A 22,425-nucleotide genomic window follows, 5' to 3' on the forward strand; every position below is an offset into this window, starting at 1 on the left:
CACAGCACCTTCACGAGCAAGCCCACTCCCTTCGCCTTCACGAGCAAACCCACCCCACACCCGCGCAGGCAAGTGCACTCCCGACTCCGCGAGCGAGCCCACCCCGACCTCCACGGCAAGCCCACCCCACCATTACCAGCAAGCCCCACCCCCGACCTGCATGCCCAGCCTCCCTCTTCCCCCGAGCGGCACATTCCCCCGGACACCGACACCCGCCATCGGCATCGCCGGTCACCCATCCACCCGCATCCCTGTTCTTGTTCCAGGCGTCCCGCATTCTGCTGCATTTTCCGGCACCGCCGGGATAAGCAGATAAAATTCCGTCCCTCCCGAATTATTCGCTATCGCCGCTTTCCGGACGATATTCCTCGGGGGGCGGGTTTTCACCCGGCAACACGATGCGGATGAGCGCGCCACCGCGCTCGGAGGTGTCGATGGCAATAGTGCCGCCGTGTTTGGTCACGACCTGTTTCACAATTGCCAGGCCGAGCCCGGAACCGGGCATGGAGCGTGAGGCGGTGGTGCGATAGAAACGCTCGAATACCAGCTCGCGTTCACCCGGCGGAATTCCGGGTCCGGCATCGTCGACCGATAATTCCAGAAGCCCGCGGCCGGTCTCGGCCATCAGTACGCGGACCTGTTCGCCGGGCGGGTTCCATTTGGCGGCGTTGTCGAGAACATTGAGAATCGCGCGTTCCAATGCGGCATCGTGACCGTACACGAACCAGGGGCGTAATTCGGCGGCGAGATCGGACGCGCCGCGCCGGCGGACCCGTTCCAGTGCGCGTTCGGTCACCTCCCCGAGATCGACCCGCTCGTAGACCGTTTCCGGGGCGTCCTCGCGGGCCAGGTCCACCAGGTCGCCGACCAGGTTGGACAGCTCTTCGATCTGCGCCATCACATCCGAGCGCAGTTCGGCCATATCCTCCTCCGGAATGGCGGGCGCGTCGGGGCGGCTCGAGGCGATGAGGAGCTCCATATTCGTGCGCAAGGAGGTCAGCGGGGTGCGTAGTTCGTGGCCGGCGTCGGCGACCAGCCGCCGCTGCCGGTCCCGGGATTCGGTCAGGGCGCGCAGCATGGTGTTGAAGCTTTCGGTGAGCCGGGCGAGCTCGTCGTCACCGGTCACCGGGATCGGTGTGAGGTCGTCGGTGCGCGCGATCCGCTCGGTGGCGGCGGTCAGGCGGGCGATCGGACGCAGCCCGGTCCGTCCGACAGTGGTGCCGGCCCCGGCGGCGAGGACGACCCCGCAGGCGCCGACCGCGAACAGCAGCCAGGCGAGCCGGTCCAGCACCTCCCGGGTCGGTTCCAGGCGTTGCGAGATGATCAGGGTCACGCCGGAATCCATGCGCTCGGCCAGCACCCGCTGATTGTTGTATGTGCGCAGCGACGAATCGCGGGTGCCCTGCGCCACCGCGATCTCCTCGGTACCGATGGGCGGAGTGGTCGGCTGCGGCGGGATATAGGCAGGCAGGCCGGGGCGCTGGGTGGACTCCTGGTCGGCGGGCGGATAGATCAGCGCGACGCCGATATCGTTGGAGAACAGGGTCGCCACGCCCAGCGACTGGAAGGCCATGCTGTCGATATCGCCGCTGATCATGGTGGCGGCGCGGGCCCGCAGCTGCGCGTCGACCTGACCGTAGAGGGCGCGGGCGACCATGGCGTACGCGGCGATCGAGGTGATCGCCACGAAGATCGCCACCAGCGAAGCGGCCAGCAGGGTGACCCGCCATCGCAGGGATACGGTGCGGGTCAGCGGGGTCGGGGGGCGCATGGGGGCCGGCTCGTCCGGCCAGGGGCGGCCGAGCGGCGCGACCGAATGCTTCTTCGCCGCGGAACGTGGGGTGCGTGCCATATCCGCGCCTACGGAGGCGTTTCACGCAGGACGTAGCCGACGCCGCGCACGGTATGGATGAGGCGGGGTTCGCCGTCGGCCTCGGTTTTCCGGCGCAGATAGCCGATATAGACCTCCAGAGCGTTACCGGAGGTGGGGAAGTCGTAGCCCCATACCTCCTCGAGTATCCGGCCGCGGGTCAGCACCCGGCGCGGGTTGGACATGAGCATTTCGAGCAAGGAGAACTCGGTGCGGGTGAGCGAGATGGACCGCGAACCGCGGGCAACCTCCCGGGTGACCGGGTCGAGTGAGAGGTCGGCGAAGTGCATCGCCTCGGAGATCTCGCCGGTGTCCGGGGCACGGCGGCGCAGCAGGGCACGCAGCCGGGCCAGCAGTTCTTCCAGCGCGAACGGTTTGGGCAGGTAGTCATCGGCGCCGGCATCGAGGCCCGCCACTCGCTCGGATACCGAATCGCGCGCGGTCAGCACCAGGATGGGCAGATCGTCTCCGGTACTGCGCAGCCGCCGGCACACTTCGAGCCCGTCCAGTCGTGGCATCATGACATCGAGTACCAGCGCGTCCGGGCGCTCGGCGGTCGCCTTCTCCAATGCGTCGATACCGTCAACCGCCAGATCGACGGTGTACCCGTTGAAGGTCAGCGACCGGCGCAGTGACTCCCGCACGGCACGATCGTCGTCGACCACCAGAATCCGCATAACACCAGTTTGACCGCAGCGACTGAGAGGCTACTGAGAGGGCCCGCCGCGCCGCGAGTCCGCTGACCACCGGCTTCGCCGGACGGATTTTCCGGATCCGGGTCGAATATCGGGCGGAACTTCCCCCTCGCGGGAAGGTACCGGAGGGTCGGCCTAATGAAGACGAACTCTCGACGCTCCCGCGCGAAGGCATCTTCACCTGGGATTTCATCCGACGACCGGACGATCCATTACCACCCTGTGATATGCCACGAAACCTGTTCCACATCCGCTTTATTCGGGGTATAACCGTCTGAACGTCCCGATTGCCCGCCGCTTACATGCACGGTATGTTCCGATCGGTAAAAACTAGACCTCCGGTTGGTTCGGTGTGCAGTGAATCATAACTGAAACGCCCACGCGCCAAAAAGAGGTCGATCGTGATGCGGAGGCGACAGAGGCGGATGGAAACCCCGCGACCGTGGCAATTCAGCCTGTCCAACTGGTCGGTCACCCGCAAGGTCGGCATCGTCCTGGTCCTGCCGGTCGTCCTGGCCACCCTCTTCGCGGTGCTACGGATCAACAACGAGCTGCGCACCCTGGAACAGCTCGAGGCCGCCACCGACCAGTCCCGCATCATCGCGCCCATCGTCGGATACAACGCCGCCGCCGAACACCTCGCGGTCACCGCGACCGCCGGCTGGGCCGACAACCGCGATCCGCGGGCCTCCGCGGCCCTCGCCGGTTTCGACGCGGCGCACGAAACCCTGGAACGAGCGCTGGACTCCAACCAGATCCGGCCGGAGGTCTCCCGCGAACTGTCCTCGGCACTCACCATCGGCAGCACCATGCGCAGCGGTCTCAGCAACGGATCGCCCGCCATGGTGGGCGACCAGGCCGACGAGATCGCGGTCCGGATCGGTAACGCGCTCGCGCAGTCGCCCACCGTCGAGGACCTCTCGATCCAGCGCTACTTCCTGCAGGTGAGCGCCATCCAGAACGCACGGCGGTCGCTGACCGCGCAGCGCCTGGTGATCAGTTCGCCCACCGCCGAGGACAATCCGGCCATGCGCGCCCGGGTGCTCACCTCCGGTGGCGCCGAACTCACCATGATCCACCAGTACGGCCAGATCATGCCGGATGTGGCCGGCAATATGCGGCCGCTCCTGGACGCGGTGCAGACCCGCCTGGCGATCTTCAGCCAGGGCACCCAGGGCGCGCTGACCGATCCCGCCGCGCTGAAATCCCTCGGTACCAGCTCCCAGGCCTACCAGGTCACCACCGACCAGCTGATCGCCACCATCGGCGGCGCACTGCACCATGCGACGGTTTCCGCCCAGAACAGCGCGCTGCGCGAGACCGCCCTGCTCATCGCCGCCCTGCTCGGCGGTCTGACCCTGGCGCTCGCGGTCGCCCGGACCCTGGTCGTCCCGGTGCGCCGGCTGCGCCGTGACGCGCTGGAAGTGGCCCATGTGCGCCTTCCCGAGGAACTCGAGCAGGTCCGCGGTGGCGCCGAGACCCCGGAGATCGAACCGGTCGGCGTCCAGGGCACCGAGGAGATCGGCCAGCTCGCCCGGGCGGTCGACGAAATGCACCAGCAGGCCCTCAATCTGGCCGCCGACCAGGCACGTCTGCGTGTGCAGATCGGCAACATGTTCGAGACCCTCTCCCGGCGCAGCCAGTCGCTGGTCGAACAGCAGCTCGGCATCATCGAGGAACTCGAGCACGACGAGGACGATCCGAAGCGGCTGCAGAACCTGTTCCGGCTCGACCATCTCGCCACGCGAATGCGGCGCAATGGTGACAACCTGCTCGTACTGGCCGGTACCGCGCTGCGTCGCGGCCAGCTCGACCCGGTCCCGCTCTCGGATATGCTGTGGAGTGCGGTTTCCCAGGTCGAGGACTATCAGCGGGTCGAGATCGGTCATGTGCCCGAGGGTGTGGTCGCCGGTGAGCCCGCGGTCGATATCGAACACCTGCTCGCGGAGGTCATCGACAATGCGCTGCGGTACTCCCCACCCAATACGCCGGTGGCGGTGACCGTCTCCCGCGCGGTCGACGGCGGTTACCTCATCGAGATCACCGACCGGGGACTAGGTATGGCCAACGAGGACCTGCAGGCCGCCAATGCGCGCCTGGCGTCCGGTGGTGAGATCAATGTCGAAACCGCGCGCCGAATGGGCCTTTTCGTCGTCGGCCGGCTGGCCAAACGGCATCAGATCACCGTCGGCCTGCGCCGTACCTCGACCATGGCGCAGCAGCCGGGTATCACCGCCAGCCTGCATCTGCCGGGTCTGCTGATCTCACCCGATACCGGGCCCGACAACTCGAACGTTCTCACCGCCGACCTGTCCGCGGCCCCGCCGCAACTCCAGCACACCTCGCAGTTGCCACAGCTCCCCCCGCCGCCGGCGCCGCGGCAGCTGACCCCGGTACCCGACCTGCCGTCCTCGGATTCGTGGACCTCGCGGACCGATCTCCCCGCGGTGCGGCCGCTCACCCCCGCCCCCGTGACCTCGAGTTTCGGCACCACGTCCACCGGATTGCCGCAGCGCCGCCCGTCCACGCACGGTCCCGCGGCCCCCGGCAAGGACACGGCGAACGGCAGCGGATCCCGGGACACCTTCTCGGCGTTCGATCCGGTCCCCGAAACCCCGGAAGCCGACGATTCGCCCACCGGGTTGTGGTCGGAAACCTACAAGTCCCAGTCCTTCCCGACGCCGGTCGAGACCAAGACACCGGATACCACCGAACATCGGCCGTCGTCCGAACCGGAGCCGCCGGCGGTCACCGCCCGCTCCGGCTTGCCGATCCGGCGGCCGGGCATGGACCACGACGACCCGTTCGGCCGCGCCGAGACGCGCCGCGACGAGCCGGTGCCGGCCACGACCACCTCCTCCCGGCTGCAGCCGGTCGGCGGCGAAACCCCCACGCCGATCTACCAGCGTATGGTCTCGGAATGGCTGGTCGAGCCGGCTACCACTCAGGACCAGCCGCGCCAGGAGTGGACCACTCCCGCCGATATCGGCTGGCTGGCCGCGGAGGACGCCGCCAAGCCGAGCTCGGACTCCAAGACCGCGAACGGGCTCCCCATCCGCCGACCGGGTGCGCAGCTCGTACCCGGCGGGCTGACCCCCGTCGAAGACGAGGCCCCCCGGGATCCCGCGGAGATCCGGAGCAATCTGACCAGACACCTGAGCGGGGTCCGCAGTGGGCGGGCCGACGCGCAGAACAATGACGGAGGGCTTGCATGACCGACGACCCGAAGAGCAGCACGGACGAGAACCTGAACTGGCTGGTCGCCAGATTCACCCGGGACGTACCGGGTGTCTCCCATGCCGTCCTGGTCTCCGCGGACGGCCTGCTGCAAGCTGTGAGCCCCCATCTGCCCGCGGACCGGGCCGAACAGCTGGCCGCGGTGACCGCCGGTCTGGCCAGCCTCTCCACCGGCGCGGCCCAATTGTTCGACGGCGGCAAGGTGATGCAGTCGATCGTGGAGATGCAGCGCGGCTACCTATTGGTCATGAGCGTCGGCAACGGCTCGCATATCGCGGTACTCGCCAACAAGCAGCACGATATCGGCCGGATCGGCTACGAGATGGCCCTGCTGGTCGATCGCGTGGGTTCGGTCGTCAGCGCGACCGCCCGATCCACCGTCTGAGCACCATGTCCCAATTCGGCCAAGGCTTGCCCGATCCACACACCGGCGGACCCGGATTCGGCTCCCCGGATCGGAACTACGGTCCGGGCGCACAGAACTTCGGACCCGGTTCCTCGCAGTACAACACCGGTGCCTATCGGTTCAGCGCCCCTGCGCAGCCGAGCAGCCCGCGCCGGGCCGGACGTGTCCGCCCGTACGCAATCACCGCCGGCCGAACCCAGCCCGCAATCGATCTGCCGATGGAGGCGGTTATCGAAACCATCTCCTATCATGCACAATTCGATTGGCCGTCCGGTGACATCCGAGCCGAGATCCTCCGGCTCGGAACCCACCAGCTGTCGGTTGCCGAAATCGCCGCGCATCTCGATCGCCCGCTCGGTATGGTCCGCGTCGTCATCGGTGATCTCGTCGTGGACGGCAACCTGCGAGTGCATTCGACTTTGACCGAGCAGGCGAGTTACGACGAACGCCGGTCGCTGATGGAGAGGACATTGCGTGGACTCCGAGCCCTTTAGCAAGAGCCAGGGTGGTGGTGCGGCGGAGACCGATACCCGGGTCGCGTCGACCAAGATCGTCGTCGCCGGTGGATTCGGCGCGGGCAAAACAACTTTCGTGGGCGCGGTCTCGGAGATCGTGCCGCTGCGCACCGAAGCGATGGTCACCAGCTTCTCCGACGGCGTCGACAATCTGGACGACACCCCGGACAAGCGGACCACCACGGTCGCAATGGATTTCGGCCGGATCATCCTGCCGGGCAACCTGACGCTGTACCTGTTCGGTACGCCCGGCCAGCGCCGGTTCTGGTTCATGTGGGACGACCTCATCCGCGGCGCCATCGGCGCGGTGGTGCTGGTGGACGCGCGCCGGCTGGAGGACAGTTTCGCGGCCGTCGATTTCTTCGAGGCCCGCAATCTGCCGTTCCTGATCGCGGTCAACCGGTTCCCGAACTCGCCGCGGTTCGCGATGGCCGAACTGCGCGAGGCGCTGTCGGTGCGCGAGGGCGTGCCGATCGTGGATATCGATGCCCGGGACGCGAAAGAGGTCCGGCAGGCGCTGGCCGCCGTCACCGAGTACGCGATCAACCGTTTGAAGGCTCAGGAATACGAGGGAGTCGCCCGGCATGGTTGAGGTGCTGGCCGCGGAAACGGTCGAGACCGCCGATCTGTTCACCATGGGCTACTGGCTCACCCTGCTCACCTTCGGGGTGTCGGCGGTCGGGATGTTCGTGGGCCTGGCCTGCGCGGTGAACGGACGCCGTTCGGTCCGGTTCCGCCCGGTATGGGTGGCCGCCGCCGCGATATCCATCGGCGGTATCGGGGTCTGGCTGGCCAGCACCGTCTCGATGCTGGGCATATCCATCCCGGGCCACATTCTGCGCTACGACATCTCGGACCTGACGTTGTCCCTGGTGTTCGCCGTCGCCGCGGTCTTCCTCGGGCTGATGCTCGCCGGTCGCGAGTTCGCGGTCAAACGCATGGTGAACGCGGCGGCCGGGCTCGGTCTCGGGTTCGGGATCATGCTGTGGCTGCAGCTCATCTCGATCGATATCCAGGGTTCGGTCTCGGTGAACATCGGACTCTTCGTCGTCGCGATCGTCGTCGTGGTGACCGCTTCCTCGCTGTGTGTGTTCCTCTTCCAGCGGTTCCGCTTCCCGGCGGCCCGGGTCGGGTCGATCGCGATGTTCGGTGCGGGCGTGGCGGCCGTCTATTTCACCGGTGTCGCCGCCCTGGAATTCCGCTTCGACCCCGATGCCGAACCCGCGCAGGGCATGGAACTGTTCGGCTACGCCTTCCCGATGTTCGTCATCGGCCTGCTGGCCCTGGCAGTTCCGATCACCGCGGTTCTGGTGGCGCCGGAGCGCCCCGTCGACACTCCCCGCACCACGTTGCCCGGTGCGGCCGGGACCGGCGGCCCGGCAGGCGGTCACGGCAGTGTGTTTCCCGCGGACGAGCAGATCCGGCCCGCCGCCCGGCCCAATGCGGCGGCAGCGCTCGCACAGCGGGCTCAGCCGCTGCCGGAACCGGCGCGTTGATCCGGGTGGAAACCGAAACCGTGGTGTCCGACCAGGAGAAGCTCCTGCGGGAGCTGTGGGCGCAGGTGCGCGGTCTGCGCTCCGAAGTCTCCGAACTACGGGTCGAGATCAGCGAAATGGAAGCCACGCTCGCCGATCTCGCGGACCGGGCGGACCAGCAGGAGCGAGTGGAGTTGCCGTGGCCGGTATCGCTGCTGCTGCTACCGGCTGCGCTCGCCCTGGCGCTTTTGCGACAGGTGGGCGATATGGCACAGGCGCTCGCGGCGGAATGCGACTCGCGACAGCAGGCGGAGTTGCCCGGGGAGATGGGGGCGAAAGCCCTCCAAAGTGGCGATGAGCGGGTCTCCCATCTCTGGGAGACCCGCCCTCACGCACGAGGATAACCGGTATGGACCGGTGAGGCAGTAGTCCGCCGAGTTTTTCCGGTACTCACCGCATATCCCTCCGAAACAGCGGTACCGCACCCGACTTCGGCCCGCAACCTCTCAGCAGGCCATCGTTCTAGGTGAATACCATGATCATGCTTGCGGAAGGTTTGCCAGCGGCGCTACATCGGCCCCCACTTTTACTCGGATACGATTGTCGCCTCGACCCTTTCGCATCTAGGGGGCCTGACAATTCACCGGCGTTTCAGATCCAACAGGCCGCGCCGGGCGGCCGCGACCAGCCGCCGCGGCACCCGATGCACCACACCGTCGACCGTGACCGGAACCAGATCCGGCGGGGTGGCCTTCCAGTTCGACCGGCGGCTACGGGTATTGGACCGCGACATCCTCCGCTTCGGTACCGCCATCTCAGTGCTCCTTCCGGGTCCGCTCGGCACGCCGGCCGTATCTGCGTTCGAATTTCTCCACCCGGCCCTGGGTGTCGAGCACACGGTGCGCGCCGGTCCAGAAGGGGTGCGAATCCGCGGTGACGTCCACCGTCAGCAGCGGATAGGTATTGCCGTCGGTCCAGGTGACGGTCCGGTCGCCGGTGGCCGTGGAACGGGTCAGGAACCGGGCCCCGGTACTCGCGTCCTCGAAGACCACGGGATGGTAATCGGGATGGATATCGGCTTTCATCACTTCTCCTTCCGGGCGCGCTCGCCCGTGTCGCCGCCCCGGCCCTCACCGGTGGCGGCCGGATACGGTTCGTCCGGATCACAGGGGTCGGTATGCCATTCCCCGAAGGGATCCGACCAGCGGGCCACCTGATGCGGGGCCCGCTCGACCAGCCGCAGTTCGGCATCATCGACCAGTGCCCGGTCCAGGGCCTGCCGGATCTCGTCCGGGTCGGCCGCGTGGACCAGGACGACCAGCGAATTGTCGCGGTCGCCGAACCGGTCGTCCCAGCGCAGCCGGGCCATGGCCAGCCGCTCCGGCTCGACCTCCGCGCGTTCGGCTTCGGTCATCGCCGCCAGCCAGCGACCGGCACCGCCGATCCGGAGCCCTCCGCCGGCCGATTCCAGCCACACGACCTCGTCCGGCTGGGTCGCCAGCCATATCCGCCCACGTGCGGTGACCACACCCTCGAACAGCACATCCAGCGCCTCGTGCAGCCGCTCGGGGTGGAAGGGCCGTCCGGCGGCGAATTCCACCAGTTCCACACCGCATTCCGCCCCCAGCGTGGGCTGACCGCGCAGCAGCGGGGCATGCGCGTCGTAGACCCGTCCACGCCGGGACTCCGCCGGAATCCGGGCCAGCAGTCCCTCGACCGCTCCGGAGGTCACCGCGGTGTCCGGGCCCGTCCACAGCGCCGGGGCGAGCGGCACCAACCGGGACAGCACCGCCCCGAGCCGGGCCCGCTCCAGCGGGTCCACGGCGTCGCTTCCGGTGATCACCAGGGCGTCCGCGAAATCGACCTGCCCGACGGCCAGCTGGGCGAGGGTGCGCTCGTCGTCGGCCCATGCCCAGCCGAGTTCGTCCAGCGCTTCGTCACCGGTCGCCGCCGGGAGCCAGATGCGCGCGTCGATACCGGTGAGCACGGCGGCTATCCGGACGTCCCGCGCCGCGGGACCGTCCACCCGGCCGACGACACCGGCCACGACCACCTCGCCGATCCCCTGGCACACCGACTCCGCTTCGATGGCCGGGTCCAGGGCGAGCACGATCCGCCGCACCGAATCGCGGGCCGCGAGCGTGCACAGCAGTGGCAGCAGATCTGCCTTCAAGGTGCATGAGACGCAGCCGTGCGCCAGTTCGTGCACCGAGACGGTGGCCGTGCCGCCGTGGGACACGGTGCGGCGTACGATTCCCTCCCCCAGTTCGGCGAGATCGTGACGTACTACGACGGTGCCCGCGGCCGCGCCGAGGGCGTCCGCGATGAGGTCGACGGAACCGGCCGGATCACCGTGCAGGCCGGCGACCACCACGACCGGTGTGCGGTGATCCCCGGGTTCGATGGCTTCTGGGAGTTGTGCGGAATGGGACACCACTACCCTTTCGGTAATGATTTTCAATTACGACCCGCCACACGCTACAGTGTGGACCCATCGTTGTCGAAAACGATTGTCATCATCGTTCACGTCGGAGGGAGTCCCATGTCGGCGCACTGTCAGGTCACCGGCCGCAAGCCCGGATTCGGCAAGGCCGTCTCGCATTCGCACAAACGCACCAGTCGGCGCTGGGATCCCAACATCCAGCGCAAGACCTACTACCTGCCCAGCGAAGGCCGCCGGATCACCCTCGACGTATCCGCCAAGGGCATCAAAACCATCGACCGGGACGGGATCGAAGCCGTGGTGGCCCGCCTCCGCGCCCGCGGAACGCGGATCTGAGCACACCGATGGCATCGAAATCGACCGATATCCGTCCGGTGATCAAACTCCGCTCCACCGCGGGCACCGGATACACCTACGTCACCCGTAAGAACCGCCGGAACGACCCCGACCGCATGGTGCTGCGGAAATACGATCCCGTGATCCGCCGGCACGTCGACTTCCGGGAGGAGCGCTGATGGCCAAGAAGTCCAAGATCGCCCGTAACCAAGAGCGACGCGCCGTCGTGGCCCGCTACGCCGAACAGCGGGCCGAACTCAAAGAACTGATCCGTAAACCCTCCACGCCGGAAGACGAGCGGCTGGCCGCCCAGGCAGCCCTGCGCCGACTGCCCCGGGACGCCAGTCCGGTACGATTGCGCAATCGGGACACCGCCGACGGGCGACCGCGCGGTTATCTCCGGAAGTTCGGCCTTTCGCGTGTGCGTGTGCGCGAGATGGCGCATCGAGGAGAGTTGCCCGGTGTGCACAAATCGAGCTGGTAACCCACCGATCTCGTGAGTTAGGAACCGGTCATATGGCAGTCAAACGAGGCCCGTCGAAGAAGGTCCGCGCCGAACAGGCCCGCCGGCCCAAGAAGAACCCGCTGATCGCCGCGGGTATCGAGACGGTCGACTACAAGGATGTGAACCTGCTGCGCACCTTCATCTCCGATCGCGGCAAGATCCGCAGCCGCCGGGTCACCGGTCTGACCCCGCAGCAGCAGCGCCAGGTCGCGGTCGCGGTGAAGAACGCGCGCGAAATGGCCCTGCTCCCCTTCACCAGCCGCTGACGCGGCACCGAATTCTCCCCCGGACGCCCGGCGCCTCACCACCGGTGCCTGCGGGCTCTGCGGGCGCACCGCGGTCGAGGAGCCGGTCCCACTACAGTGGTGCGTATGGTCACACTGCGGGGATGGACGGCACTTCTGGCTCTCGGCGTCACGCTCGTGGTCTCGGCCTGCGGTAGCGACGGCGCCGCCGACCCGGAGCCCGGGCTCTCCCCGACCTCCGTGCCCGCCCCGGCGAATACACCCGCGACTCCCACCGAGGACCCCGGGGCCGACCCCGGCCACCTCTTCACCGCGGACCCGTCGATCGTCGGTGCCCATCCCGTGCCATTCACCTCGTGGACGAAGGTGGCCGAGGACCGGATCGCGATCCACTTCGAAACCGGCGTGCCCGAATGCTACGGCGTGGACGCGACCGCCACCGAGGACGACAGCGCGGTCACCGTCGAACTCCGCACCGGCACCCGCGCCGACGCCGTCGACAAGATGTGCGTGATGATGGCTGTTTTCGGCACGCTGGAGATCCCGCTGGACGCGCCGCTGGGCGACCGCCGGGTACTCAGCGCGGCCTGACCGGCTGCCGCCCACCGGCCGTATCGCCGAGGCGGAAAGACCTGTCGTGTCGTCAAGGGGACTTCGTAATCGTGGTCTGCCCCGGCCCGGCTCTCCTACCCTTGCTGTAGCGGCAATTCGGACGCCGACGTGACCGACCGATAGAGGAACAGCGGCTATGCAGCAGCGAGCACTCGTATCATGCGCTATCGCGATCGCGATGGCCTTCGGAACGGTCGCCGGCGCGGCCACAGCGGACGCCGGCGCCGGCCTACCGCTGGAACCGTCCCTTCCCGGCGCGGTCGGACAGGCACCGGGCAGCCCCGCCGGCGGCTCGGCCGAACTCTTGGTCGTACTTTTCCAGCCGCTGTCGGGTACGCCGGATCCGTGTATGCCGATACCCCTGTGCATTCCACCCCGCCTCGACTGAACCGCTCGGTGCCCGTGGCGGTCCCCGCCACGGGCACCACGCTCAGTGGGCGAAGTGCCGGGACCCGGTGAAGTACATGGTCACCCCGGCCGCCCGCGCCGCGTCGATGGTGTCCTGGTCGCGCACCGAGCCGCCCGGCTGGACGATCGCCCGGATACCGGCTTCCAGCAACAGTTGCGGCCCGTCGGGGAACGGGAAGAACGCATCCGAGGCCGCCACCGATCCCGCGGCCCGGTCACCGGCCCGCTGGACGGCGAGCCGTACCGAATCGACCCGGTTGACCTGACCCATACCCACACCTACCGACGCACCGTCGTGGGCCAGCAGGATGGCGTTCGATTTCACGGCCCGGCAGGCGCGCCAGGCGAATTCGAGATCGGCGATCGTCGCCGCGTCCGCGGCCGCGCCGGCCGCGAGGGTCCAGTTCGCCGGATCGTCACCGTCGGCGTCGATCACATCGCGCTCCTGGACCAGCAGCCCGCCACTCACCGGCCGGTGTTCGGCACCCGCGGGTGCCGGTGCTTCGGCGATCAGGATGCGGATGTTCTTCTTGCGCTGCAACACCTCGACGGCACCGTCGGCGTAGGAAGGCGCCACGATCACCTCGGTGAAGATCTCGGCCACCTGCTGGGCCATCGCCACCGAGACCTCGCGGTTGGTCGCGATGACGCCGCCGTAGGCACTCACCGGATCACAGGCGTGCGCTTTGCGATGCGCCTCGGCGATATCCGCGCCGGTCGCGATGCCGCAGGGGTTGGCGTGTTTGATGATCGCCACCGCGGGCGCCTCGTGGTCGTAGGCGGCCCGGCGAGCGGCATCGGCGTCGGTGTAGTTGTTGTACGACATCTCCTTGCCGTGCAACTGCCGCGCCCGCGCCAGACCGAGCCCGCCGTCACCGTCGGTGTACAGCGCGGCCCGCTGATGCGGGTTCTCGCCGTAGCGCAGGACCGCCGAACGGTCCCACACCGCGCCGATCCAGGACGGGAACTCGTCTTCCCCGGCGGTCTTCTCGACCAGCGTCGAGGCCATCCAGTTCGCCACCGCGACGTCGTAGCTCGCGGTGTGCTGAAAAGCCTTGGCGGCCAGCGCGATACGCTCCGACAACGTGAACCCGCCGTCGGCGACGGCCTTGCGGACCTCGTCGTAGTCGCCGGTGTTCACCACCACGGCGACCGACGGATGGTTCTTGGCCGCGGCACGCACCATCGACGGTCCGCCGATATCGATCTGTTCGACGCATTCGTCCGGGCCCGCACCGCTCGCGACGGTCTCGCTGAACGGGTAGAGGTTCACCACGACCAGCTGGAAGGCCTCGATACCCAGTTCGGTGAGCTGGTCGAGGTGTTCGGCTTTGCGGGTATCGGCCAGAATGCCCGCGTGCACCCGTGGATGCAGGGTTTTGACCCGGCCGTCCAAGGTTTCCGGGAACCCGGTCAGGTCCTCGACCTTGGTCACCGGGACGCCGGCGTCCGCGATCCGCGCCGCGGTCGACCCGGTGGACACCAGTTCCACCCCGGCCGTGTGCAGCGCGGTCGCCAGCTCCACGAGCCCGGTCTTGTCGTAGACGCTCACCAGCGCCCGGCGGATCGGCGTGCGTTCACTCACCGGAGAACTCGCTCATCAGGGATAACTGCCTTTCGTCCATCGGAGACAATTCCGCGGGTCGCGACGGCGGCGACAACCTCCACCAGCAACCGTCGCTCCACAACTTTGATGCGCTCGTGCAATTCGGCCTCGTCGTCGGCCGGATCGACCCGGACGGGCTCCTGGGCCAGGATCGGGCCGGTGTCCACTCCGGCGTCCACCAGGTGCACGGTGGTCCCGGTGACCCGGACCCCGTAGGCCAGCGCGTCCCGCACCCCGTGCGCACCGGGGAAAGCGGGCAGCAGGGCCGGATGGGTGTTGATGATCCGGCCGCCGAAACGATCCAGGAACACCGGACCCAGCAGTTTCATGAAACCCGCGCAGACCACCAGGTCGGGCGCGTATCCGGCCACTGCCGCGGTGAGCGCCACATCCCAGGCGCCGCGATCGGCGTGATCGCCGACCGCGACCCGGAAGGTGGGGACGCCCGCCGCCGCCGCGTGTTCGACGGCGGCGCACTCCCGGTCGACGCCCACCGCGTGGATCCGCGCCGGATAACCGGGGTCGGCCGCGGCATCGAGCAACGCGCGCAGCAGTGAACCGGTCCCCGAGGCGAGTACGACCAGGCCGGCCGGGGTGGAATCGGTGGGTTCCGGGGCGGTCAGGGCTCTACTCCTGGAGTTCGAAGGAACGGCGGGCGGGGTCCACCCGCCGGCGGGGACGAACCCGCGGCACGGATAGAGCCTAGTAGACGCGGTCGGGCCTGCCTGCGGCGGCAGTGAGCCGGAGCCCGGACCGGACCCGGTCAGCTCCGCCGACCGTCTCCGTCCTCCCCGTCGAGCGCGTCCGGTTCGACCACCTCCGCGTCCACGATCTCGGGTGCCGTCTCCCCGGCGGCGACGATCCCCGCGGCAGCTCCCCGCGGCAGGTCCTCGACCACCTCGGCTTCGACCTCCAGCGGCTGTTCGGGCCCCGGCGACTCCGTGCGCGGCCGGTCGAGCAGACCGGCGTAGCGGCCGGCCGCATCGGTGGCGGAGTCACCCGGCAGCTCCGGGAGCCGCCCGGCCGGTAGTGCACGGTCCGCCGGAGCCCGGGTGCCCTCGTGGTCGTCGGGGTAGTAGTCCTCGTCGTAGTCGATATCGTCCGGGTCGAAGAGCGCGTCGGGATGGCGCATCAGCGGGGTGGGGAAGGAGACGACGAAAGTGCGCGCGAAGAGCAGACCGGCGTAACCGGGAATCGCCAGCCAGGCGAATACCGCCAGGGCGAACACCGGAAGCTCGAGGCCGAGGCGCCCGAAATTCCCCAGCTCTCCCCCGGACAGCGCGGCCAGCGCGGTGAGCGCCGCGCTCCCGAGCCCGGCCGCGGCGAGCAGCGCCCAGGGCGCGCCGGGACGGTCGTAGCTCACCCGGGCCGATTCCACGCCCCCGTACACGCCCACGGCCGCCGGTACGAGCAGCAGCACGGCCCACCAGAGCACGGCCGGACCCATCGGTACCGCGGCGAGCACCGGGACCGCGGGAATCGGGCCACCGACCACGGTGAACACCCCGACCGACGCATCACCGAACTCGACCCCCGGGCCCACCAGCACCCCCACCCCTGCCACCACGGCGTTCGGCAGGTACAGCAGTGAGAGCAGGGTGAGCCCGAGTACGTCCACGATCCCCTCCGCGGACCCGTAGGTCTCGCCGACCCGCGCCCAGTGCACCAGCAGGGCCAGCACCACCAGCACCGCCGCGGCGGCCAGCAGGCGCAACACGGCCCGGCCCGCCACATACGCGGCGGCGATCACGTCGTAGGGCAGGCCCTCGAAGAGGCGTTCCCGGCAACGGAACGCGATACCGCACAGTACGGCGGTCAGGTGCAGGAGCAGCACCCAGCCGAAGGCGGTCAGCGGGTTGGGACGTTGCAGGGCAATGGATCCCGATGCGTCCTCGGTGACCGCCAGGCATACCGCGGTGATCAGCAGCGGACCGCCCACGGCGGCACCGCACAGCCAACCCAGTTCGGCCCGGGTGGGTTCGGTATCGGTGGCGGCGACGGCTTCCCGGACCGCGGCCCACAGCAGTAGCGCGGTCGGCAGCACAGGCAGCAGGCCCACCGTCGTACTGCCGATGAGCAGCGGTACCTGGTGCACGGCGAGCCACCCCGCGGCCACCGCGCCACTGAGACCGGTGAGATCGCTGCCCGCGGTGAAAAGGGTCACCAGCATGGTGACCACGACGACCGCCAGGGCGAAAGCGGCGGGCCGGAAGGCCACGAAGAGAAGCACCCGCGCGCGATCGGGTGGTAGCGAGAGAAAACCCGGCTCGTCGCCGGAACGCGTCGAACTCCTGCGTGCCCCCCGGAGCGGGTGGTTCGACGAGGTACGCGGGGAACTCATGGATTTCAGAGTGGCAGCCGCCCCGGCGCGGACGCTTCAGGCGCGCCGCGCCGGGTGCTGCCGGTGCTCACTTCTGGTCGTCGGACTGCCGGAACGCGCGGGTGGCGTCGGCGGCCGGATCGGACGGCTGCTCACCACCGAACGGCTGGGCCTGCTGACCCGGCTGCTGCGGCTGCTGACCGTAGGCCTGCTGCTGCGGCTGCTGACCGTAGGGCGAGGGCTGCTGGCCACCGGCATACGGCGACTGCTGCGGCTGCTGACCGTAACCCTGCTGCTGCTGTTGCTGTTGCTGCTGGCCGTAACCCGGCTGCTGCCCGTAGGCCGCCTGCTGCTGGCCGTAACCCGGCTGCGGCTGCTGACCGCTGCTGTACTGCTGTCCGTAGCCCGGCTGCTGACCGTAACCCTGCTGCTGGCCCTGGTACTGCTGCTGGCCGTAACCCTGCTGACCGCCGGGGAGTCCGGTCTGCGCCGCCGGACGAGCGGCCGGCGGGGTGAGGATTCCGGTGTCGAACAGCACGACCGCCACCGCGAGACCCGTCTGCACCAGCGCCAGCACCAGGATCAGGTAGAGCCCGATCTCGGCCTTCGCACCCTCGGGCAGGCTGAACAGCTGGAACAGGATGGTGACGAAGGTTCCGGCCGCCACCGCGGCCGCCGCGCCGACCCAGTCCTGCTTGGGCAGCAGCGACAGGCCCGCGAGGATCGCGGCGATCAGCAGCAGTCCGCCGATCGTGGCTTCCTGGTACTCGAACAGGTTCAGGCTGGTATCGGCCGAGGACGGCAGATCCATATCGGTATCCGCGCCCACATAGGACAGGAAGCCGAGCAGGAAGGCGATCACGCCCACCGCGGCGACACCGATGGTGAGGAAGAACGGCAGTCCTTTCCCGCCGGCCCCAGCGGCACTCCCACCACCGGCCGCCTGCTGGCCTGGATTGGGCGGAACGGAGGGCGGAACGGGTGCGTTGTACCCGGAGCCCCCGGTCGGGTATGACATGTCGTCATCTCCTAGGTCGAGTAATACGTACTTGACGGCTGAATTCTCTTTGACGCTACTGCACGCACGCGCAGAGGTCATCACCGAAGGATTCGGCCGTGGACGGCTCGATTACGCCACCGATACCGTCCACGCACCGTATTCCCGGTTGGTGGGCGACAAACCACGGAGGCCGCCCGCGTGGTGCGGACGGCCTCCCTGAGTTCGGCACTGCTACCGGATCAGGCGGAAACTGCCGCCTTCTCCAGGATCTCGCGCGCCAGCGCGGCGGTCTCGGAGGGCGTCTTGCCGACCTTCACACCCGCGGCCTCCAGCGCGTCCTTCTTGGCCTGCGCGGTACCCGAGGAGCCGGAGACGATGGCGCCCGCGTGGCCCATGGTCTTGCCCTCGGGGGCGGTGAAACCGGCCACGTAGCCGACGACCGGCTTGGTGACATTGGCCTGGATGTAGGCCGCGGCCCGCTCCTCGGCGTCGCCGCCGATCTCACCGATCATGACGATCAGCTTGGTCTCCGGATCCTTCTCGAACGCCTCGATGGCGTCGATGTGGGTGGTTCCGATGACCGGGTCGCCGCCGATACCGATGGAGGTCGAGAAGCCGAAGTCGCGCAGCTCGTACATCATCTGGTAGGTCAGGGTGCCGGACTTGGACACCAGGCCGATCGGGCCCTTGCCGGTGATGTTGGCCGGGGTGATACCGACCAGCGATTCGCCGGGGGTGATGATGCCCGGGCAGTTGGGGCCGATGATCCGGGTCTTCGCGCCCTTCTCCACGTTGTAGGCCCACGCGTAGGCGGTGTCCTGCACCGGGATGCCCTCGGTGATCACCACGAGCAGCGGGATCTCCGCGTCGATGGCCTCGATGATGGCGTCCTTGGAGAACTTCGGGGGGACGAACGCGATGGAGACGTCCGCGCCGGTCTTCGCCATGGCCTCGGCCACGGTGGCGAACACGGGCAGTTCGACGGCATTGCCGTCCTTGTCGGTGTGCGAGACGGTGGTGCCCGCCTTACGCGCGTTCACACCGCCGACGACCTGGGTACCGGCCTTGAGCATCAGCGCGGTGTGCTTGGTGCCCTCGCCGCCGGTGATGCCCTGGACGATGACCTTCGAATCCTTGTTGAGGAAAATAGACATAATTCTGTGTGTCCTTTACTGGGCGTGCCCTGGTAGGTCGACTCAGCGGGCCGCGAGTTCGGCGGCCTTGTCGGCGCCTTCGTCCATGGTCTGTGCCAGCGTCACCAGCGGGTGCGCGGCCTCGGCGAGGATCTTGCGACCCTCTTCCACCCGGTTCCCGTCCAGGCGGACCACCAGCGGCTTGTTCGCTTCGTCGCCCAGGATCTCGAGGGCCTTCACGATGCCGTTCGCGACCGCGTCACACGCGGTGATGCCGCCGAAGACGTTCACGAAAACGCTCTTCACCTGGGCATCGTTCAGGATGACGTCGAGACCGTTGGCCATGACCTCGGCCGAGGCGCCGCCGCCGATATCGAGGAAGTTGGCCGGCTTGACGCCGCTGTGCTTCTCGCCCGCGTAGGCGACGACGTCCAGGGTGGACATGACCAGACCGGCACCGTTGCCGATGATGCCGACCTCACCGTCGAGCTTGACGTAGTTGAGGTCGTTCTCCTTGGCCTTGAGCTCCAGCGGATCGGTCGCGTCCTTGTCCGCGAACTCCGCGTGGTCGGCGTGCCGGAAGTCGGCGTTCTCGTCCAGGGTGACCTTGCCGTCGAGCGCGAGGATCTCGTTGTCCGGGGTGCGAACCAGCGGGTTGACCTCGACCAGGGTGGCGTCCTCGTTGACGAAGACCTCCCACAGCTTCTGGATGGTCACCGCGGCGGCGTCCAGCACATCGGCGGGCAGGTGGCCCTGCTCGGCGATCGAGCGGGCGAACGCGAGGTCGACACCCTTGACCGCGTCGACCGCGACCTTGGCCAGCCGGTCGGGCTTGGTGGCAGCGACCTCTTCGATCTCCATACCGCCTTCGACCGAGCACATGGCCAGGTAGGTGCGGTTGGCGCGATCGAGCAGGAAGGAGATGTAGTACTCCTCGGCGATGTCCTTCGCCTCGGCGACCAGGATCTTCTTGGTGATGTGACCCTTGATGTCCAGGCCGAGGATGTTCTGCCCGTGGGTGAACGCGTCGTCCGGGGTGGCCGCGTACTTGACGCCACCGGCCTTGCCGCGGCCGCCGACCTTCACCTGGGACTTGATCATCACCGGTTTGCCGATTTCCGCAGCGATCGCGCGGGCGTCCTCGGCAGTGTCGGTCACGCGGCCTTCCGACGAAGGCACCCCGTGCTTTACGAAGAGCTCCTTCGCCTGATATTCGAAGAGATCCATGTACTCACCGTCTCGTCTGCGTTGCTATGACAACGTCTTTGTTGGCGGCCCGACGTCGGTAGCGGGTCGTTCGGACTCTAACCACTCACAGGCACGCCCGATCGGGCACGTTCATCCTAAGTGGCGCAGGTCACGAGCCTTCCCGCGGGGAGGGAAAAGCCGCAGGCCAAGGCTACCGGCGAGTAGCTTCCGGGTGAGCCGCAGGCGGTGCACGGCGACCGTCCACGCGAGGAGGACGATCGCGGCCGCGGGATCACAGGACAGAGTGTCCGACCGTGAGGTCCGCCTGCCGGGGAAACGTGATCAATGTCACAGTAACGTTTGAAAACGTCCTACCGCTTGCCGCGTCGCAATCGTTTCGTTACCGTCGAACGGTCGATGTCACAGGCCGATCACAAACGTTGCACAGCGTGGATGCTTGCGCACCCGGTTGTTCCGCGAGTAGAGATCTCCGTGATATTGCTCCCTGAGCAGGTTTAGAGAGGACGGCAGCTTGACGCAGCACCCCGCTCCGCAGTCGCAGAGCCGTTCGGCAGCAGCCCTTCCGGCACCGCATCCCCCCACCATCGGCCGGAAGTCCGGTGCCAGTCGGATGCGAACCGGCCGATGAACCACCGCGGCACCCTCGACGCCCACCCCGACGGTCGCGCCCGGCGCCGGCACGAGAACGCGCAGCCGGCCGAAGCGGTCCAGCCGTTCAACGCCTTCGGCGCACCCGGTGACAGCCGGGGCCGCCGCCGCCCCCTCAACACCGCTGCCGCCTCGGCCGCCGCCGATGCCCACCGCACCGCCGCCGACGACTTCTGGGCGACCAACCAGGGTTGGGCCGATTCCCAGGCCGACAGCTGGTCCGGTGGTGAGCAGCAGGCCCAGGACAACTGGCGGCAGGGCGGGTGGCAGCAGAACGACAAGCCCGTCTGGCACAGTGATCCCAATTGGAACACCCACCAGAGCTGGACCGAGGCACAGTCCTGGTCCGAGGCGCCGGCGCAATCGTGGCCCGACCCCGCGCCCTACGAGCCGGACCGCCGAGCGGAATCCGGCCGCTACGCCGCACCCACGACGATCGCCGAGGCGCTGGAGAGCGCGCCGGTCGCCGAGGACGAGCCCGAAGAAACCCGGCAGTCCCGCTCCCGGGGCGCACATCGGGTAGCCGCGCCGCCGTCCGCGCTCAAGGGCCGCGCCGCGGTCGTCGCGGTGGCCGCGGGCGCCGTGGTGGCCGCCGGACAGTGCGCCACCGCCGAACCCACCGAGCACAAACAGGCACAGCAGGCCACCGATTACGAGGCGGCCGGCTCGGTCCACGAGATCGCCGCACAGTCGATGGCCACCGAGGATCCGGCCGCCGCATCGAACACGGCGTCACCGCAAATGCTCGGCGGCAACCTCCCGGTCGACACCAGCCGCTTCGGCGAGATGCTGGCCAACGGAGCCCAATTCGCAGAGGATCTGGCCCAGGCCGAAGAAGCCAAGTTCCGGCCGCTGTTCGCGAAATTCACCAGCGGCGCGTACACCTCCGGGTTCGGCGCCCGCTGGGGCGTCCAGCATCTCGGCATCGACGTGGCCGGGCCCATCGGCACCCCGATCTACGCGGTGGCCGACGGCGAGGTCATCGATGCCGGGCCCGCCTCGGGCTTCGGAATGTGGGTACGCCTGCTGCACGCCGACGGTACCGTCACCGTCTACGGGCACGTCGACACCACCACCGTCTCGGTGGGCGAATACGTGTACGCCGGCGACCAGATCGCCACGATGGGCAACCGCGGGTTCTCCACGGGCCCGCACTGCCACTTCGAGGTATGGCTCAACGGTAGTGACAAGATCGACCCGGTGCCGTGGCTGGCCACCCGGGGGATCAGCTTGACCGGCAACGGCGACTGACCGGCCCTCTCCTTCTCCGCCGCCGGATAGCCACGACACGAACCTCGGAGCACCCGGCCGTGGTCGCTTTCACGGTGCGGCGGCGACCGCCAGCCCGATCAACGCGGTCGCCTTGGCGATCTCCAGCCCGATGTACCAGTAGTGCGCCGTCGAACGCGGTAGCTCCTCACCCGCGAGCACCCGATCCGAGCGGCGCGACAGCGGCGGGCGCACCACGGCCAGCTGGACCACCAGGATCACCACCGCGATCGCGAGCCACACCCACACCGCCCCGGCGGGCGCCAGCACGACGGCCGCCACCAGCAGCACCGCCGCCAGCACGGCCTCCACGGTGTTCAGCGCCCGGAACACCAGCCGCCCGATCCCCAGTCCGAGTTCGGTGGTGACCCCGGGCGCGCGGAATTTCAGCGGCGCCTCCAGGAACGAGATGGCCAGCACCATGCCGAGCCAGAGCATCGGCACGAACCACATCAGATGCTGCGCGACAGACTCCATGATCGGAACCTACCGC

25 protein-coding genes are annotated in these 22,425 nt (G+C 68.4%); 13 read left to right on the forward strand and 12 right to left on the reverse strand.

Annotation, left to right across the window (positions count from 1 at the left end; all coding sequences use genetic code 11):
* Positions 1-334 precede the first annotated feature (334 nt).
* Both NF4_RS17090 and NF4_RS17095 read right to left on the reverse strand, forming a co-directional pair.
* Positions 335-1,852 carry a sensor histidine kinase gene (locus tag NF4_RS17090; protein WP_084533189.1) on the reverse strand — a complete coding sequence of 506 codons (1,518 nt, stop codon included), beginning with the start codon at positions 1,850-1,852 and terminating at the stop codon, positions 335-337.
* A gap of 8 nt (positions 1,853-1,860) precedes the next feature.
* Positions 1,861-2,547, reverse strand: a complete 687-nt coding sequence (locus tag NF4_RS17095) for a response regulator transcription factor (RefSeq protein WP_063128339.1) — start codon at positions 2,545-2,547, stop codon at positions 1,861-1,863.
* A gap of 443 nt (positions 2,548-2,990) precedes the next feature.
* On the opposite strand from NF4_RS17095, the gene NF4_RS17100 reads away from it, so the two are divergent.
* The 6 genes from NF4_RS17100 to NF4_RS17125 all read left to right on the forward strand — a co-directional run bounded on the left by NF4_RS17100 (position 2,991) and on the right by NF4_RS17125 (position 8,602).
* Positions 2,991-5,780 (forward strand): ATP-binding protein, encoded by a 2,790-nt coding sequence (locus NF4_RS17100; RefSeq protein ID WP_063128340.1) that lies wholly within the window; start codon positions 2,991-2,993, stop codon positions 5,778-5,780.
* A complete protein-coding gene (locus NF4_RS17105; RefSeq protein WP_063061812.1) occupies positions 5,777-6,187 on the forward strand; it encodes a roadblock/LC7 domain-containing protein in 411 nt (136 codons plus the stop codon). Before NF4_RS17100 ends, NF4_RS17105 begins: the two co-directional genes overlap by 4 nt.
* Before the next feature lie 200 nt (positions 6,188-6,387).
* Positions 6,388-6,702 carry a DUF742 domain-containing protein gene (locus NF4_RS39315; protein ID WP_063128372.1) on the forward strand — a complete coding sequence of 105 codons (315 nt, stop codon included), beginning with the start codon at positions 6,388-6,390 and terminating at the stop codon, positions 6,700-6,702.
* Between the two features lie 55 nt (positions 6,703-6,757).
* Positions 6,758-7,315 (forward strand): GTP-binding protein, encoded by a 558-nt coding sequence (locus tag NF4_RS17115; protein ID WP_039826747.1) that lies wholly within the window; start codon positions 6,758-6,760, stop codon positions 7,313-7,315.
* Positions 7,308-8,219, forward strand: coding sequence for an MHYT domain-containing protein (locus tag NF4_RS17120; protein ID WP_063814616.1), 912 nt, complete (start codon positions 7,308-7,310; stop codon positions 8,217-8,219). The genes NF4_RS17115 and NF4_RS17120 overlap by 8 nt, the downstream gene beginning before the upstream one ends.
* Positions 8,216-8,602, forward strand: a complete 387-nt coding sequence (locus NF4_RS17125) for a hypothetical protein (protein WP_157120392.1) — start codon at positions 8,216-8,218, stop codon at positions 8,600-8,602. The genes NF4_RS17120 and NF4_RS17125 overlap by 4 nt, the downstream gene beginning before the upstream one ends.
* A 236-nt stretch (positions 8,603-8,838) precedes the next feature.
* Here NF4_RS17125 and rpmF read toward each other — a convergent pair whose 3' ends face one another.
* Genes rpmF through mrf form a run of 3 tightly spaced genes read right to left on the reverse strand, consistent with a single transcriptional unit; the run spans position 8,839 to position 10,632 of the window.
* Complete coding sequence (gene rpmF / locus NF4_RS17130) at positions 8,839-9,012, reverse strand: 50S ribosomal protein L32 (RefSeq protein ID WP_063128342.1); 174 nt, start codon at positions 9,010-9,012, stop codon at positions 8,839-8,841.
* 1 nt (position 9,013) lies between these two features.
* Positions 9,014-9,283 (reverse strand): type B 50S ribosomal protein L31, encoded by a 270-nt coding sequence (locus tag NF4_RS17135; RefSeq protein ID WP_063128343.1) that lies wholly within the window; start codon positions 9,281-9,283, stop codon positions 9,014-9,016.
* Positions 9,283-10,632, reverse strand: coding sequence for a ribosome hibernation factor-recruiting GTPase MRF (gene mrf / locus NF4_RS17140; protein WP_232330523.1), 1,350 nt, complete (start codon positions 10,630-10,632; stop codon positions 9,283-9,285). Before mrf ends, NF4_RS17135 begins: the two co-directional genes overlap by 1 nt.
* Positions 10,633-10,740: 108 nt before the next feature.
* Between mrf and rpmB the strand changes: the two genes are divergently transcribed.
* The 6 genes from rpmB to NF4_RS17170 all read left to right on the forward strand — a co-directional run bounded on the left by rpmB (position 10,741) and on the right by NF4_RS17170 (position 12,727).
* On the forward strand, positions 10,741-10,977 hold the full coding sequence (rpmB, locus tag NF4_RS17145) for a 50S ribosomal protein L28 (protein ID WP_030522351.1): 237 nt from the start codon (positions 10,741-10,743) through the stop codon (positions 10,975-10,977).
* Positions 10,978-10,985: 8 nt separating this feature from the next.
* On the forward strand, positions 10,986-11,156 hold the full coding sequence (rpmG, locus tag NF4_RS17150; RefSeq protein WP_063128344.1) for a 50S ribosomal protein L33: 171 nt from the start codon (positions 10,986-10,988) through the stop codon (positions 11,154-11,156).
* Positions 11,156-11,461: a 30S ribosomal protein S14 gene (rpsN, locus tag NF4_RS17155; RefSeq protein ID WP_063128345.1), complete on the forward strand. Its 306-nt coding sequence runs from the start codon at positions 11,156-11,158 to the stop codon at positions 11,459-11,461. Before rpmG ends, rpsN begins: the two co-directional genes overlap by 1 nt.
* 32 nt (positions 11,462-11,493) lie before the next feature.
* Entirely contained in the window at positions 11,494-11,748 is a 255-nt protein-coding gene (gene rpsR / locus NF4_RS17160; protein WP_030522354.1) for a 30S ribosomal protein S18, read from the forward strand.
* 105 nt (positions 11,749-11,853) lie between these two features.
* Positions 11,854-12,318, forward strand: coding sequence for a hypothetical protein (locus NF4_RS17165; RefSeq protein WP_063128346.1), 465 nt, complete (start codon positions 11,854-11,856; stop codon positions 12,316-12,318).
* A 199-nt stretch (positions 12,319-12,517) separates the two neighbouring features.
* Positions 12,518-12,727, forward strand: coding sequence for a hypothetical protein (locus tag NF4_RS17170; RefSeq protein ID WP_157120395.1), 210 nt, complete (start codon positions 12,518-12,520; stop codon positions 12,725-12,727).
* Positions 12,728-12,769: 42 nt separating this feature from the next.
* Here the strand turns inward: NF4_RS17170 and purH are convergent, their stop codons facing one another.
* The 6 genes from purH to sucC form a co-directional block, all read right to left on the reverse strand.
* Positions 12,770-14,332 (reverse strand): bifunctional phosphoribosylaminoimidazolecarboxamide formyltransferase/IMP cyclohydrolase, encoded by a 1,563-nt coding sequence (purH, locus tag NF4_RS17175; protein WP_063128348.1) that lies wholly within the window; start codon positions 14,330-14,332, stop codon positions 12,770-12,772.
* Complete coding sequence (gene purN / locus NF4_RS17180; protein WP_063128349.1) at positions 14,329-14,976, reverse strand: phosphoribosylglycinamide formyltransferase; 648 nt, start codon at positions 14,974-14,976, stop codon at positions 14,329-14,331. Before purN ends, purH begins: the two co-directional genes overlap by 4 nt.
* 140 nt (positions 14,977-15,116) lie before the next feature.
* Positions 15,117-16,694, reverse strand: a complete 1,578-nt coding sequence (locus NF4_RS17185; RefSeq protein ID WP_063128350.1) for a cell division protein PerM — start codon at positions 16,692-16,694, stop codon at positions 15,117-15,119.
* Between the two features lie 67 nt (positions 16,695-16,761).
* The gene (locus NF4_RS17190; RefSeq protein WP_063128351.1) at positions 16,762-17,691 is read right to left on the reverse strand and encodes a DUF5336 domain-containing protein; all 930 of its coding nucleotides are present in this window, start codon (positions 17,689-17,691) and stop codon (positions 16,762-16,764) included.
* Between the two features lie 221 nt (positions 17,692-17,912).
* The gene (gene sucD / locus NF4_RS17195) at positions 17,913-18,827 is read right to left on the reverse strand and encodes a succinate--CoA ligase subunit alpha (RefSeq protein WP_063128352.1); all 915 of its coding nucleotides are present in this window, start codon (positions 18,825-18,827) and stop codon (positions 17,913-17,915) included.
* A 42-nt stretch (positions 18,828-18,869) separates the two neighbouring features.
* Complete coding sequence (sucC, locus tag NF4_RS17200; RefSeq protein ID WP_063128353.1) at positions 18,870-20,033, reverse strand: ADP-forming succinate--CoA ligase subunit beta; 1,164 nt, start codon at positions 20,031-20,033, stop codon at positions 18,870-18,872.
* Between the two features lie 606 nt (positions 20,034-20,639).
* Here sucC and NF4_RS17205 point away from each other — a divergent pair.
* Positions 20,640-21,914, forward strand: a complete 1,275-nt coding sequence (locus NF4_RS17205; protein WP_063128354.1) for a M23 family metallopeptidase — start codon at positions 20,640-20,642, stop codon at positions 21,912-21,914.
* 69 nt (positions 21,915-21,983) lie between these two features.
* Here the strand turns inward: NF4_RS17205 and NF4_RS17210 are convergent, their stop codons facing one another.
* On the reverse strand, positions 21,984-22,409 hold the full coding sequence (locus NF4_RS17210; RefSeq protein WP_063128355.1) for a hypothetical protein: 426 nt from the start codon (positions 22,407-22,409) through the stop codon (positions 21,984-21,986).
* Positions 22,410-22,425: the final 16 nt, after the last annotated feature.

Origin of the sequence: Nocardia fusca NBRC 14340 (genome assembly GCF_001618425.1) — a bacterium.
Lineage (GTDB): Bacteria > Actinomycetota > Actinomycetes > Mycobacteriales > Mycobacteriaceae > Nocardia > Nocardia fusca.

Excerpts from the sequence above, each read along its gene's own strand:
- rpmF (WP_063128342.1), bottom strand. The coding sequence starts at position 9,012 with ATGGCGGTACCGAAGCGGAGGATGTCGCGGTCCAATACCCGTAGCCGC.
- NF4_RS17205 (WP_063128354.1), top strand. The coding sequence starts at position 20,640 with ATGAACCACCGCGGCACCCTCGACGCCCACCCCGACGGTCGCGCCCGG.
- rpmG (WP_063128344.1), top strand. The coding sequence starts at position 10,986 with ATGGCATCGAAATCGACCGATATCCGTCCGGTGATCAAACTCCGCTCC.
- NF4_RS17095 (WP_063128339.1), bottom strand. The coding sequence starts at position 2,547 with ATGCGGATTCTGGTGGTCGACGACGATCGTGCCGTGCGGGAGTCACTG.
- NF4_RS17170 (WP_157120395.1), top strand. The coding sequence starts at position 12,518 with ATGGCCTTCGGAACGGTCGCCGGCGCGGCCACAGCGGACGCCGGCGCC.
- NF4_RS17090 (WP_084533189.1), bottom strand. The coding sequence starts at position 1,852 with ATGGCACGCACCCCACGTTCCGCGGCGAAGAAGCATTCGGTCGCGCCG.
- rpsN (WP_063128345.1), top strand. The coding sequence starts at position 11,156 with ATGGCCAAGAAGTCCAAGATCGCCCGTAACCAAGAGCGACGCGCCGTC.
- NF4_RS17135 (WP_063128343.1), bottom strand. The coding sequence starts at position 9,283 with ATGAAAGCCGATATCCATCCCGATTACCATCCCGTGGTCTTCGAGGAC.
- NF4_RS17210 (WP_063128355.1), bottom strand. The coding sequence starts at position 22,409 with ATGGAGTCTGTCGCGCAGCATCTGATGTGGTTCGTGCCGATGCTCTGG.
- NF4_RS17185 (WP_063128350.1), bottom strand. The coding sequence starts at position 16,694 with ATGAGTTCCCCGCGTACCTCGTCGAACCACCCGCTCCGGGGGGCACGC.
- sucC (WP_063128353.1), bottom strand. The coding sequence starts at position 20,033 with ATGGATCTCTTCGAATATCAGGCGAAGGAGCTCTTCGTAAAGCACGGG.
- NF4_RS17105 (WP_063061812.1), top strand. The coding sequence starts at position 5,777 with ATGACCGACGACCCGAAGAGCAGCACGGACGAGAACCTGAACTGGCTG.
- NF4_RS17190 (WP_063128351.1), bottom strand. The coding sequence starts at position 17,691 with ATGTCATACCCGACCGGGGGCTCCGGGTACAACGCACCCGTTCCGCCC.
- NF4_RS17120 (WP_063814616.1), top strand. The coding sequence starts at position 7,308 with ATGGTTGAGGTGCTGGCCGCGGAAACGGTCGAGACCGCCGATCTGTTC.
- NF4_RS17100 (WP_063128340.1), top strand. The coding sequence starts at position 2,991 with ATGGAAACCCCGCGACCGTGGCAATTCAGCCTGTCCAACTGGTCGGTC.
- sucD (WP_063128352.1), bottom strand. The coding sequence starts at position 18,827 with ATGTCTATTTTCCTCAACAAGGATTCGAAGGTCATCGTCCAGGGCATC.
- rpmB (WP_030522351.1), top strand. The coding sequence starts at position 10,741 with ATGTCGGCGCACTGTCAGGTCACCGGCCGCAAGCCCGGATTCGGCAAG.
- NF4_RS17165 (WP_063128346.1), top strand. The coding sequence starts at position 11,854 with ATGGTCACACTGCGGGGATGGACGGCACTTCTGGCTCTCGGCGTCACG.
- rpsR (WP_030522354.1), top strand. The coding sequence starts at position 11,494 with ATGGCAGTCAAACGAGGCCCGTCGAAGAAGGTCCGCGCCGAACAGGCC.